General features: G+C 49.8%; 10 protein-coding genes. 4 read left to right on the top strand and 6 right to left on the bottom strand.

Annotated features, from left to right (window positions below; genetic code table 11):
* Positions 1 to 4 precede the first annotated feature (4 nt).
* A complete protein-coding gene (locus tag ACVXHP_RS05095) occupies positions 5 to 1,237 on the bottom strand; it encodes a GGDEF domain-containing protein (protein ID WP_200006337.1) in 1,233 nt (410 codons plus the stop codon).
* Positions 1,238 to 1,950: 713 nt separating this feature from the next.
* Between ACVXHP_RS05095 and ACVXHP_RS05090 the strand changes: the two genes are divergently transcribed.
* The 4 genes from ACVXHP_RS05090 to dbpA all read left to right on the top strand — a co-directional run bounded on the left by ACVXHP_RS05090 (position 1,951) and on the right by dbpA (position 6,059).
* Positions 1,951 to 3,060, top strand: a complete 1,110-nt coding sequence (locus ACVXHP_RS05090; RefSeq protein ID WP_316130741.1) for a methyl-accepting chemotaxis protein — start codon at positions 1,951 to 1,953, stop codon at positions 3,058 to 3,060.
* Positions 3,061 to 3,216: 156 nt separating this feature from the next.
* On the top strand, positions 3,217 to 4,200 hold the full coding sequence (zntB, locus tag ACVXHP_RS05085) for a zinc transporter ZntB (RefSeq protein ID WP_200006338.1): 984 nt from the start codon (positions 3,217 to 3,219) through the stop codon (positions 4,198 to 4,200).
* Between the two features lie 274 nt (positions 4,201 to 4,474).
* A complete protein-coding gene (ynaL, locus tag ACVXHP_RS05080; protein ID WP_200006867.1) occupies positions 4,475 to 4,657 on the top strand; it encodes a proline-rich small protein YnaL in 183 nt (60 codons plus the stop codon).
* Positions 4,658 to 4,685: 28 nt separating this feature from the next.
* Positions 4,686 to 6,059, top strand: a complete 1,374-nt coding sequence (gene dbpA / locus ACVXHP_RS05075) for an ATP-dependent RNA helicase DbpA (protein WP_200006339.1) — start codon at positions 4,686 to 4,688, stop codon at positions 6,057 to 6,059.
* A 48-nt stretch (positions 6,060 to 6,107) separates the two neighbouring features.
* Here dbpA and ttcA read toward each other — a convergent pair whose 3' ends face one another.
* From ttcA to nifJ, 5 genes are all read right to left on the bottom strand, one after another.
* Entirely contained in the window at positions 6,108 to 7,043 is a 936-nt protein-coding gene (ttcA, locus tag ACVXHP_RS05070; protein ID WP_200006340.1) for a tRNA 2-thiocytidine(32) synthetase TtcA, read from the bottom strand.
* 196 nt (positions 7,044 to 7,239) lie between these two features.
* Positions 7,240 to 7,674, bottom strand: coding sequence for a universal stress protein UspF (uspF, locus tag ACVXHP_RS05065; protein WP_006684401.1), 435 nt, complete (start codon positions 7,672 to 7,674; stop codon positions 7,240 to 7,242).
* Between the two features lie 81 nt (positions 7,675 to 7,755).
* Positions 7,756 to 7,968: a KTSC domain-containing protein gene (locus ACVXHP_RS05060; protein WP_072014741.1), complete on the bottom strand. Its 213-nt coding sequence runs from the start codon at positions 7,966 to 7,968 to the stop codon at positions 7,756 to 7,758.
* A gap of 145 nt (positions 7,969 to 8,113) precedes the next feature.
* Positions 8,114 to 9,229: a porin OmpC gene (ompC, locus tag ACVXHP_RS05055; protein ID WP_447570995.1), complete on the bottom strand. Its 1,116-nt coding sequence runs from the start codon at positions 9,227 to 9,229 to the stop codon at positions 8,114 to 8,116.
* 368 nt (positions 9,230 to 9,597) lie between these two features.
* The gene (nifJ, locus tag ACVXHP_RS05050) at positions 9,598 to 13,122 is read right to left on the bottom strand and encodes a pyruvate:ferredoxin (flavodoxin) oxidoreductase (protein WP_447570994.1); all 3,525 of its coding nucleotides are present in this window, start codon (positions 13,120 to 13,122) and stop codon (positions 9,598 to 9,600) included.
* Positions 13,123 to 13,300 lie beyond the last annotated feature (178 nt).

Below are 13,300 nucleotides of genomic sequence, written 5' to 3'. Positions count from 1 at the left end.
CACATCAGGCGGCCAGTACCCGGTTCCGGCCTTCGTTTTTGGCTTTGTACAGCGCGTCGTCAACGCGTTTGAATAGCTCATCGATGCTTTCATTCATTTCATGCCGCGCGACGCCGATGCTGACGGTAAAGCGGGGAAGGCCAGGGAGTGTCACCTTGGCCACCGCCGCGCGTATTACTTCTGCGAGATTAAGGGCAACCTCCAGTGAGGTTCGTGGCAGAAGGATTACAAATTCTTCACCTCCCCAGCGAAAAATCAGATCGTCCTTTCTTGCGCAGGACTCCAGCGTTCGCGCCAGAGCGCAAAGCACATCGTCACCTCGTAAATGACCGAAGAGATCGTTAATGCTTTTAAAGCGATCGGTGTCGATTAACAGCAGGCTGTAGTCCTGCGTCAATGACATCGCGTGCGTCTGTTGCGGTTCGGTTACCTGATAAAAATGTCGGCGGTTCAGTAATCCGGTCAGGGCGTCACGCAGGGCCGCTTGTTCAAGTTCCTGCTCCAGCCTTTTTTGTTCGGTAATGTCATGAATGATGCATAGCATGAGCTTATTGCCGTAGATTTCGATCGGTCCGGCATACGTTTGTACGTGACGTGAGGAACCATCTGCAAGCTTATGAACAAAATGCAAGGGCTTATGGCCGCCGGGCAGATGGGCGATTTCATGCATCACCGGTAGGATATGACGGCCCAGCATGTTGATTTCCCATGTATGTTTCTGGCACATCACATCATGGCTGTAACCATAAAAATTCAGGGCACTGAGATTCGCATCGACGATCAAACCATCTCGAGACGGATCGATAAGTAACATCGGTGCCGAATTGGTCTGGAAGAAGCGCGCGTAAAATCCCTGCTTGTTTCGCTGATAGTTCGCAGAACGACTGGCTTTCAGTCCCTGCGCGGTCGGTGTTTCAATGCCTTCGAAAATGATGATGTCGCCAATATCCTGGAGCGACCTAATGGACAGGCGACTGGCCATCGCGGTTTCCTCACCGTTGCGATAAACCGTAAGAATTTCCACAATAGGGTGATGATTTCTCAAGTCGCTGAGATACATAGTTAAATCATTTTGGGCATATGTTGAGAATATGCCTTTTCGTAGGGGAGAAAAACAGGGATCCTGCATTAGCTCCCGTGCAACGGTATTTGCGAACACAAGTTCTTCGGTATGTGGTGAAACAATCCACACCGGAAGAGTTAATAAATCCAGTGAATGCAGCGCGGTTATACTCATCGATAATCCCGTTATCTTATCTGCTGTGTTGCCCATTTAATGGCGAATGTTTTTATATTACCGTCTCATAATGTTTTGATTGTCGCTGAGACAAGGGCGTGCAACTGGCTTTTGTCTGATGTTGGTATCAATTCAGGGTACAGGCTATGCCAGTAATAGTAGACACTATTTTGGCGTTTTGACTGTTATCGCTAAAATCTTTGATAAAGAGACTTTCAATTTTTAATTCCAATGCCGGACGTGATTTTAACATCAATATATTTGAATGAATGATGATGAAACCATCAACAAAAATGGTGAACCCTATACACAGCGTCGCGCCACCAGGTAACCGCCAGAAGGCAGATTAATGCTGGCCAAAGATCGCCAGCTTGCCTGTACTCATATTTTTACACTATGTATTAGTTAGAACAGGAAAATATTGAGAATGATGCGGTAATACTTATATAACTATTCATGGTAATTATAATTCTGTACATTTTGCATTCTCTGCGTGCTCACCATCACATTAATCTGTTAACACGCCTGGCTATCACCTTTGATGGAGTAAATCACTAGATTAAGGCAAATAACCAGCACCATTGTGCGCTTTAAGTAAAAAGGTTGTCGACTCTTATTGAATATTCACTTTTCGTATCAGGGCTATGGCAATTTGTAAGGCAGGTGCTATAAAAAATAATATTCACCTCATTTTCTTGGCAAACAGGGCTAAAATGTTAAATGATATTAGCGTCAGGACCTTTATTATTTTATTTTTGGTGATTACAGCAGTGGCTCTCAATGTGGTGGAAATAATATTTTCAGCCAGCGTTGATGTTATTATCGGCACCAATTCGGTAAGTCTTATTTCGCTATTATGTCTGTGGTGGTATATGACTAAATATCTGGTGATGCCGATTAATACGGTTAAAAGAAGTATTGAAGAGGTCACGTCCGGTAATCTGGCGATCAGCATTCCAGAATTTGGTAATAACTGCGCGGGTAGACTTATTCCGGGTATCAATAGCTTATCAAGTAATATTTCAACACTTGTTCATGAGATCAGGACATCTTCGCAAACGGCGATGGCGCTCTCAGAACAGCTTGCAGAACGCAGCGCCGAGCTTTCAGTGAAAACAGAACAGCAATCCGGAGCATTAATGCAGACGGCTGCCAATATGGATGAGATCGCGGTGAATACGCGAAATAATGCTGATAACACGCAAATAGCCAGCGCTCAGGCGACGATTGCTACGCAGTGCGCCCGACAGGGGGGCGAATTAATGGTGCAGGTGGCGACAAATATGCGTTCAATCACCGAATGCGCGGAGCAGATGACTGAAATTATTACGCTGATAGATGGTATCGCATTCCAGACAAATATTCTGGCATTGAATGCCGCTGTGGAAGCGGCGCGGGCCGGGGAACATGGCAAAGGGTTTTCCGTCGTGGCCGGTGAGGTAAGAAAGCTGGCGCACCGCAGCGCAGACGCAGCTAAAAATATTAAACAGTTGATTGCCCAGACTCATCAAAATGTTCAGCAAGGCGCGGCAATCGTCCGCGAAGCAGAAAAAAATATGCAGGATATTGTCGGGGGGGCCGGGCAATTAAGCCAGTTAATGGGGGAGATATTAACGACTACCCAGGAGCAGGAGAAAGGGATCATCAGGATCACTCATGCGCTGGCTGAACTGGAGAACGTAACGCAAAGTAATGCCGTCATGGTGGATGAGCTTTCTGATTCCTCGGGCATTCTGAAAAACCAGGTGATTGACCTCCAGTCCCGAACCCATCAATTTCGCTTAAGTAAGACTCTCGAACCCGCAATACGACAGCGAGCATAACAGGATCCCTCTCACTACAAGCGCCGCACTCGCCGGCGCTTTTTCTGTTATCAGATACTTTTATGAATCATTTCAGCGCAATGGGACAATGAGATATTGCTTAACCTATTCTGACGGCTAGACTATCGAAAAAAGCTGAATGTTTGTGGAGGCGCTGTGGAAGCCATTAAGGGAACGGATGTTAATGTGCCGGATGCCGTGTTTGCCTGGCTGCTGGATGGCCGTGGTGGGGTGAAAACGCTGGAAAATAACGATGTTATCGACGCTCAGCATCCCTGCTGGCTGCATCTTAATTATACCCATTCTGAAAGTGCGCAATGGCTGGCGACCACACCTCTGCTTCCTAATAATGTGCGTGATGCGCTGGCGGGTGAAAGTACTCGCCCACGCGTAAGCAGAGTCGGGGAAGGTACGTTGATCACGCTGCGCTGTATTAATGGCAGCACCGATGAGCGACCTGACCAGCTGGTCGCTATGCGCTTATATATGGATGAACGTCTGATTGTCTCAACGCGCCAGCGCAAAGTACTGGCACTGGATGATGTGGTCAGCGATCTTCAGGAAGGTACAGGGCCGGCTGACTGCGGTAGCTGGCTGGTGGATGTCTGCGATGCGTTAACCGATCATGCCAGCGAGTTTATCGAGCAACTGCACGACAAGATTATAGACCTGGAAGATAACCTGCTCGATCAACAAATCCCCCCGCGCGGATTCCTGGCATTGCTGCGCAAGCAACTGATTGTGATGCGCCGCTATATGGCGCCTCAGCGCGATGTTTATGCGCGCCTGGCGAGTGAGCGTTTAGCCTGGATGACCGACGATCATCGGCGACGGATGCAGGATATCGCCGACAGGCTGGGAAGAGGGCTGGATGAGATAGACGCCTGTATCGCCCGGACCGGCATCATGGCGGACGAAATTGCGCAGGTTATGCAGGAGTCTCTGGCGCGCCGAACCTATACAATGTCTTTGATGGCGATGGTTTTTCTACCCAGTACATTTTTAACCGGGCTGTTTGGCGTTAACCTCGGTGGTATCCCCGGCGGCGGCTGGCAGTTTGGCTTCTCACTTTTCTGTATTCTGTTAGTGGTCCTGATTGGTGGTGTTACTTTATGGTTGCATCGTAGTAAATGGTTGTAACAACAACATTTTTTATCGGCTTTTGCGCATGAAAACGGCCAGGTTTTTGAGCGAAGTCAATAAACCATCTACCTATTCGGGGCAATATTTCACTCGCAGGTGAATGCAACGTCAAGCGATGGGCGTTGCGCTCCATATTGTCTTACTTCCTTTTTTGAATTACTGCATAGCACAATTGATTCGTACGACGCCGACTTAGATTAGTCGGCTTTTTTTTGCCTGCAGGAAATCAGCGTCTACCCTAAAAGAGTCAACCTGATGACTGGAGGGCTATATGACCTGTCTGATTGCAATGCTACAGTGGCAAGTACCAAACGTTGATTCGTTACCCACCGACCCGGTTCCTGTTCCCGATCCGCTACCTCGTCCGCAACCTATGCCGGATCCGCCACCGGATGAAGAGCCGATTAAATTGTCGCATCGCGAGCGCAGATCTGCGAGGATACGCGCCTGCTGAATGTGAGTTTTTACCGCGAGATTAAATTGTGACCGCTTTTTCAACCCTGAATGTTTTACCTGCCGCCCAACTCGAGAACCTGAACGAGCTGGGCTATCTTGAAATGACGCCTGTTCAGGCTGCTGCGTTACCGGCAATCCTGGCGGGGAAAGATGTTCGCGTGCAGGCTAAAACCGGCAGTGGCAAAACGGCTGCTTTTGGTCTTGGATTGTTGCAGCATATTGATGTCGCGCTGTTTCAGACGCAGTCGCTGGTGCTGTGCCCAACGCGTGAACTTGCCGACCAGGTGGCAGGGGAACTGCGTCGTTTAGCGCGCTTTCTGCCAAATACCAAAATCTTAACCCTGTGCGGCGGGCAGCCCTTTGGCGCACAGCGTGACTCCCTGCAACATGCGCCACATATTATTGTCGCCACGCCGGGGCGTTTACTTGACCACTTGCAAAAAGGCACCGTTTCTCTGGATGCCTTGAATACGCTGGTGATGGATGAAGCCGACCGCATGCTGGATATGGGTTTTAGCGATGCGATTGATGATGTGATCCGCTTTGCCCCAGCGTCACGTCAGACCTTACTGTTTTCCGCGACCTGGCCGGAAGCGATTGCCGCCATCAGTGGCCGGGTACAGAAAGATCCGCTAACGATCGAAATTGACTCGGTGGATGCGTTGCCGGCGATTGAACAGCAATTTTTTGAAACGTCCAGCCACGGCAAAATTCCGTTGCTGCAAAAATTGCTCAGCCAGCACCAGCCTGCATCCTGCGTGGTTTTTTGTAATACCAAAAAAGATTGTCAGGCCGTTTGCGACGCACTGAATGCGGCAGGGCAAAGCGCACTCTCGTTGCATGGCGATCTTGAACAGCGCGATCGCGATCAGACGCTGGTACGTTTTGCCAACGGTAGCGCACGTGTACTGGTCGCGACCGATGTGGCCGCGCGTGGTCTGGATATCAAGTCGCTGGAACTGGTGGTTAACTTCGAACTGGCGTGGGATCCGGAAGTCCATGTCCATCGTATTGGCCGTACTGCTCGCGCCGGCAACAGCGGTCTGGCGATTAGTTTCTGCGCGCCGGAAGAAGCGCAACGTGCCAATATCCTGGCTGAAATGCTGCAGCTAAAACTGAACTGGTTGCCTGCGCCGGGCAATGGTTCAATCCTGCCGCTGGACGCTGAGATGGCTACGTTATGCATTGATGGCGGTAAAAAGGCTAAAATGCGGCCCGGCGATGTTCTGGGCGCTCTGACCGGTGATATTGGTCTGGATGGGGCTGATATCGGCAAAATCACCGTCCATCCGGCGCATGTTTACGTCGCTGTTCGCCAGACTGTGGCGCATAAGGCATGGAAACAATTGCAAAACGGAAAGATCAAAGGCAAGACCTGCCGCGTTCGTTTATTGAAATAAATGCGAGTTGGAGCGCCTGATGGCGCTCCGTTTATCCGACATGATAAGTTACTTCACTTCCACAACGTTCAGGCGCAACTCGTCCAGTTGAGTATCATCTTCTTCTGGCTGCCAGCCTGCGGGTTGCAGCGGGATCTCTTCGCGGTCAAACGCTAAATCACCACCGTTCACCACCTCAGAACCGTGCTTAATGCCTTTAAAATCGAACAGATTGATATCACTCAAGTGAGAAGGCACAACGTTCTGCATTGCGCTGAACATGGTTTCAATGCGGCCTGGATAGCGTTTGTCCCAGTCGCGCAGCATATCAGCGATGACCTGACGTTGCAGGTTAGGCTGTGAGCCGCACAGGTTACACGGAATAATTGGGAAACCTTTCGCTTCGGAGAAACGCTCAATATCTTTCTCACGGCAGTAGGCTAGTGGGCGGATCACGATATGCTTACCGTCATCGCTCATCAGCTTCGGCGGCATACCTTTCATTTTCCCGCCGTAGAACATGTTTAAAAACAGCGTTTGCAGGATGTCATCGCGATGGTGGCCGAGCGCAATCTTGGTGGCGCCTAACTCGGTTGCCGTGCGGTACAGAATGCCGCGACGCAGGCGAGAGCAGAGCGAGCAGGTCGTTTTGCCTTCAGGAATTTTATCTTTGACGATCCCGTAGGTGTTTTCTTCGACGATTTTATACTCAACACCCAACTGTTGCAGATACTCCGGCAGAATATGCTCCGGGAAGCCGGGTTGCTTCTGATCGAGGTTAACCGCAACTAAGGAAAAACTGATCGGGGCGCTTTGCTGCAAATTACGCAGGATCTCCAGCATGGTATAGCTGTCTTTCCCTCCGGAAAGGCACACCATAATGCGATCGCCGTCTTCGATCATATTGAAGTCGGCAATCGCTTCGCCCACGTTTCGACGCAGACGTTTTTGCAATTTGTTCAGGTTATATTGTTCTTTCTTGCTAATATCTTGATTTTGCGACATTTAATAGAGGCTCAATTCATAGTGTGGCATCAGAAGAGTATGCATCACGCCGGATAGTCCGGCAAAAGAAGTCTGATATAAAAACAGTGGCGTGTATGGTACGGATAAGCGGGAAAAATGTCAGCACATTTAGGACAGGAATCGTGGGGTATGAAGGTAAAACAAAAAGCCCGCCACGATGTGCGGGCCAGGCAGCTTAGCGGACAACCAGAACCGAACACTCAGCATGACGCACCACGGCTGCGGCGTTAGAACCCAGCAGGTAAGTGGTGATGTCAGGTCGGTGAGAGGCAATAATGACCATATCAGCCGGTAATTTTTTAGCCATTTCCAGAATTTTATCTTTCGGCGCACCTTCCGCGACATGAACGTGCACTCTGTCCGTTGGGATATTGAACTTCTTGATAATCTCTTCCAGTTGAGATTTCGCTTCGGCTTTCAGATCGTCCATGGCCGGCAACTCTGCCGAGTAGGCCAATCCCAGGGAAGCGTAATAGGGCAGTGACGGAATAACGGTCAAAAAATGGACCTGCGCATCGTCAATTTTTGCTTCTGCTTCAACATGGGCAATAACGCGTTGAGTTAATTCTGAGTCTGAAATATCGATGGGTACAAGAATCGTTCTGTTCATAAAACCTCCTGTTTAAGTATCCACCTAAAGCTTACCGCGTAATGGCACTTTATGTACAATGACAAAGATCACATTTTGGCATCACTTTATTTTGATTTCAGGGAATTTTCCTTTTATTACCCCATCATAAAATCGACCTTTAGAGACTACGCTCAGGAAATCACGAAAAATACGAGCAGGGACATGCTGGTATTGCAGCGTAGACAATTGATGAAAGCGAATTTCAAGCGTGTGAGAGGATTCGTCATAGCCGACGGATGCAATACGGGATGATTTTACAGGGTGATGATTCATTGCAGGTATCCTCTACTACAGGTCTTTATGCAAGATATCATCTATCAGGGATGTGTTTTGATGCAATAGATATAATGTTTTGATCTGGATAAAACAGAATTGCGATAACAGAAAAGAAGCCCGCCGTTGCCAGCGGGCTGACGAATTAGAACTGGTAAACCATACCCAGAGCTACAACGTCATCGGTAGAGATGTCATTGCGGGTGTAGAAGCTGTCGTCTTCGTCCAGCAGGTTGATTTTGTAATCAACATAGGTAGAGAAGTTTTTGTTGAAGAAGTAGGTCGCACCTACGTCAGCATATTTCACCAAGTCTTTGTCGCCGTCTGTAGAGTTCAGATCCTTACCTTTAGACATCAGGAAAGATACCGCCGGACGCAGACCAAAGTCGAACTGATACTGTGCAGTGACTTCGAAGTTCTGAGTCTTATTGGCAACGCCGTCATTACCGTACGGAGTCATATTACGGGTTTCGGAATACATGGTTGCCAGATAGATGTTGTTCGCATCGTATTTCAGACCAGCAGTCCAGGCATCAGCTTTGTCGCCACCAGCATTATAGGAATTGATCTGCTCGTTAGTACGGTCAGAAGAAGTGTAGGCTGCACCGAAGCTTACGCCCATTCCCAGATCATAGGTTGAGGAGATACCGAAACCGTCCCCATTGTCATAGCGCTTATCGCCATCTTTACGGTTATTGGTACCTACATCGTCATTCAGGCTTTGGTTTTCGTTTTTACCCTGATACTGCAGCGCAACGTTCAGACCGTCAACCAGACCGAAGAAATCGTTGTTACGGTAAGTAGCAACACCATTCGCACGGCCAGTCATGAAGTTATCTGCTTGGGTGTAGGAGTCACCACCGAATTCTGGCAGCATATCGGTCCAGGCTTCTACGTCGTACAGCACGCCATAGTTACGACCGTAGTCGAATGAGCCGTAATCGCCAACTTTAATACCTGCGAAGGCCAGACGAGTCCAGGAATCGCCTTTATCGTCGCCTTCAGTACCGTTAGCCTGAATCTGATATTCCCACTGGCCATAGCCGGTGATCATATCGTTAACCTGAGTTTCACCTTTGAACCCCATACGCATATAAGTCTGATCACCATCTTTAGACGAATCATCAGAGAAGTAATGCAAGCCGTCTACTTTGCCATACAGGTCTAACTTGTTACCATCTTTGTTATAAATTTCAGCAGCGTGAGCAGCGCCTGCAGCCAGCAGGGCAGGAATTACGAGAGCCAGTACTTTTCTGTTCATTGAAATAATCCTTTAGTTTTTTTATTTAACCTGTGACTACCCATGTAGGGAGTAAAAGCATGCTAAAGGAGAAGTTCCGTAAAGAGATAAATATGAATTGTTACGTCTTAAGTAAAACCTTAAATAAATAATTCTGCAGAAATAGTGATAATTATTATGAATGTGTGGATTTAATATATATAAAATAAAAATTATACAAGTGGATTTTGTTGAGCTATTCTGCGCGTGTTATATGCCTTTATTGTCACGTTTTATTTTTTTCGTTGACGTATTGATAGCCAATATTAATTAGCCAGCGAATAAATTGACAAGCCCGAACAACTGTTCGGGCTTTTTTTTCGTTCCACTTTAATGCTGAGCTAAACGTATTACTCGGTTCCGCTCTTTTCCGCTTTACCTGCCAGTTGCGCCAGGAAATCGTAGCGTTTTTGCAGATCGGCTGTTGCGTCTTTCCACAGCTGTTCAGCGACTTCAGGCTGTTGGGCATTTAAGCGGCGGAACCGCTGTTCATTAAGTAAAGTTTCAGCCAAGGCATCTGACGGCGGGCGAGAATCCAGCGCCAGCGGCAGTTTACCTTCGTCTGCACGACGCGGATCAAAGCGATACAGCGGCCAGAATCCGGTTGCCGTGAGCTGACGCATCTGATCGTGGCTCAACGCGAGGTCATAACCATGCTCCTCACAAGGGCTATACGCGATAATCAGCGACGGTCCTGGATAGGATTCCGCTTCCTGGATAGCTTTCACTGTCTGGTTCAACTGGGCGCCCAGGGAAATCTGCGCGACATAAACATGCCCGTACATCATCATGCTGACGCCAAGATCTTTACGAGCCTTACGTTTGCCGTGCTCTCCAAACTTAGTGACAGCCCCAAGAGGCGTGGCTTTTGACGCTTGTCCGCCCGTGTTGGAGTAACACTGGGTATCCAGTACCAGAATATTGACGTTCTCGGTCAGGCTAAGAACATGATCCAACCCGCCAAAGCCAATATCGTAGGCCCAGCCATCGCCGCCAATCAGCCAGATGGATTTCTCAACCAGCGCGTCGGCATCGGTTAACAACTGCTGTGCGCCTTCGACATCTTTCAGGTGCTGGCGCAGGGCCGCTACTTGCTCACGACGAACCTCCGGCGTGGCTTCTGCGTGCAGAGCATAATTCAGTTCAGCCGGGATGTTATCGGCAAACTGCTCCAGCAGACGCATAACGCGCACTCGGTGTTGATCCACCGTCAGACGGAAGCCCAGACCAAACTCGGCGTTATCTTCAAACAGCGAGTTTGCCCATGCTGGCCCACGCCCATTGGCGTCGGTGGTGTATGGCGTTGAAGGCAGGTTACCGCCGTAAATTGACGAACACCCGGTGGCATTGGCAATCAACATCCGGTCACCGTACAGCTGAGTGAGTAGTTTGATATACGGCGTTTCTCCACAGCCTGAGCAGGCGCCGGAATATTCAAATAGCGGCGTAATTAGCTGCGAGGTGCGAATATCAATACGTTCCAGTTTGCTGCGATCAATCTCCGGCAGATCGAGGAAGAAGTCATAGTTAACTTTTTCTTCTTCAACATGCTCAAGGCGCGACATCATATTGATGGCTTTGATCTCAGGATTTTGGCGATCTTTCGCCGGGCATACTTCGACGCACAGATTACAACCGGTGCAATCTTCAGGCGCAACCTGCAGGACATATTTCTGACCGCGCATATCGCGTGATTTCACATCCAGACAATGCAGGCTGGCAGGGGCGTTTTCCATCGCTTCCGGGGAAACCACTTTGGCGCGAATAGCCGAGTGCGGGCAGGCGGCAACGCAGTGGTTACATTGCGTACACAGATCTTCTTTCCAGATAGGGATCTCTTCAGCGATATTGCGTTTTTCCCAACGCGTCGTCCCCATTGGCCAGGTACCGTCCGGCGGCAGCGCGGAAACGGGAAGCGCATCGCCCAGACCAGCGAGCATTGCTGCGGTGACGGTTTTCACGAAATCTGGTGCGGCATCAGAAACCACCGGTGGACGGTTGGCGCTATGCGGATCAACAGGCTGCAAGGCCACTTCGGCGACGGATTCACGCGCCAGGGCCAACGCCTGCCAGTTACGTTCGACCAGATCCTGTCCTTTACTGCTGTAGCTTTTCGCAATCGCCCCCTGCAACTCGGCCAGCGCGCTGTCGCCTGGTAAGATTTGCGTCAGGTGGAAGAACGCCATTTGCATGACGGTGTTTATACGCGCCGCCAGACCACACTCACGGGCGATTTTTGCCGCATTAATCACGTAGAAACGGGCTTTCTTCTGATTTAGCACCGCCTGAACTTCCTGCGGCAGACGCGCCCAGACTTCATCCACACTGTACGGGGTATTAAGCAGGAATATACCACCAGGTTTCAGGCGTTCGGCCATCTGGTACTTATCGATAAATTGCAACTGGTGGCAGCCGACAAAATCGGCTTGTGAAACCAGATACGCTGAGCGAATGGGGTGCTCGCTGACGCGCAGGTGGGAAACGGTCAGGCCGCCTGCTTTTTTCGAGTCATACACGAAATAACCCTGCGCATACCACGGCGTAGAGTTACCGATAATCTTGATATTGTTTTTGGTGGCCGACACGCTGCCATCGCTACCCAGGCCGTAAAACAGCGCTTCGAGTTTAGCGGTGCCGGGCAGGGTGTTTTCCGGCAGCGGCAATGACAGATTGGTGACATCATCATAGATACCGACCGTGAAGCGTGGTTTAGGTTTCGCGCTATTAAGCTCATTAAAGACCGCCATGACGCAGTCGGGGCCAAACTCTTTGGAGGAAAGACCATAGCGTCCGCCAATCACACGCGGTAAGGTTTCTCGCTCGCCGCAGTTAAAGGCTTCCGCCAGCGCGGTCATGACATCCAGATATAATGGTTCTGCCTGCGCGCCGGGTTCTTTGGTGCGATCCAGAACGGCAATGCTGCGCGCGCTTTCCGGCAGCGCGCGCAGTAAATGTTTGGCGGAGAAGGGGCGGAACAGACGGACTTTCAGTACGCCAACTTTCTCGCCGTGCGCCATCAACTCTTCGACGACTTCTTCACTGGTCCCAATGGCCGAGCCCATTAAAATAATGACGCGTTCTGCCTGCGGATGACCGTAATATTCAAATGGCTGGTACTGGCGACCCGTCGCCGCGGCGAAGTCGTTCATCGCCTGTTCTACGTGATCGTAAACCGCGTTGTACCAAGGGTTGGTCGCTTCACGTGACTGGAAGTAGGTGTCCGGATTCGCTGATGTACCGCGGATAACCGGATGTTCTGGATTTAGCGCCCGAGCGCGGTGAGCATCGATCTCCGCCTGCGGCATCAGGCCGAGGATGGTGCTATCAGCCAGTGGCACAATTTTATTGATTTCATGTGATGTACGGAATCCATCAAAGAAATGAATAAACGGAACCCGGCTTTTCAGGGTCGCCATTTGCGAAATCAGCGCAAAGTCCTGTGCTTCCTGAACACTGCTGGCGCACAGCATCGCGGATCCCGTTTGGCGCACAGCCATCACGTCGGAATGATCGCCAAAGATCGATAACGCGTGCGTGGCAATAGTTCGCGCAGCAACGTGCAGTACAAACGGGGTCAACTGACCGGCCAGTTTGTACAGCGTTGGGATCATGAGTAACAGGCCCTGCGATGAGGTAAAGGACGTAGAGAGCGCACCGGTCTGCAACGCGCCGTGAACGGTCGCAATCGCACCGCCTTCCGACTGCATTTCTACAACACGGGGCGTATCCCCCCAAACGTTTTTCAGCCCATTTCCAGCCCAGGCATCTGCCTGTTCAGCCATCGTCGAACTGGGCGTAATCGGGTAGATGGCGATAACCTCACTGGTACGAAATGCGACCGAAGCAACCGCACCATTACCGTCAATTGTTTGCATACTGACACCCTTACATTGCGCAAAAAGAGGGACACGCGAAAGAGGAGCGAGTCCTGTAATTATCCTTCTATTTTAGCAAAAGCCATTCAGACGCATTTTCGCTTTTGTGTCCCTGGAATAAAGAGAATGAATGGTTTGATCAAAGGAGCAGCCAAAAAATTGCCAGAAAATGTAAACA

The organism is Citrobacter freundii complex sp. 2025EL-00176, from assembly GCF_053309355.1.
The sequence above is the reverse complement of the archived record's forward strand: the minus strand, read 5'-3'. Positions and strand labels throughout refer to the sequence as shown.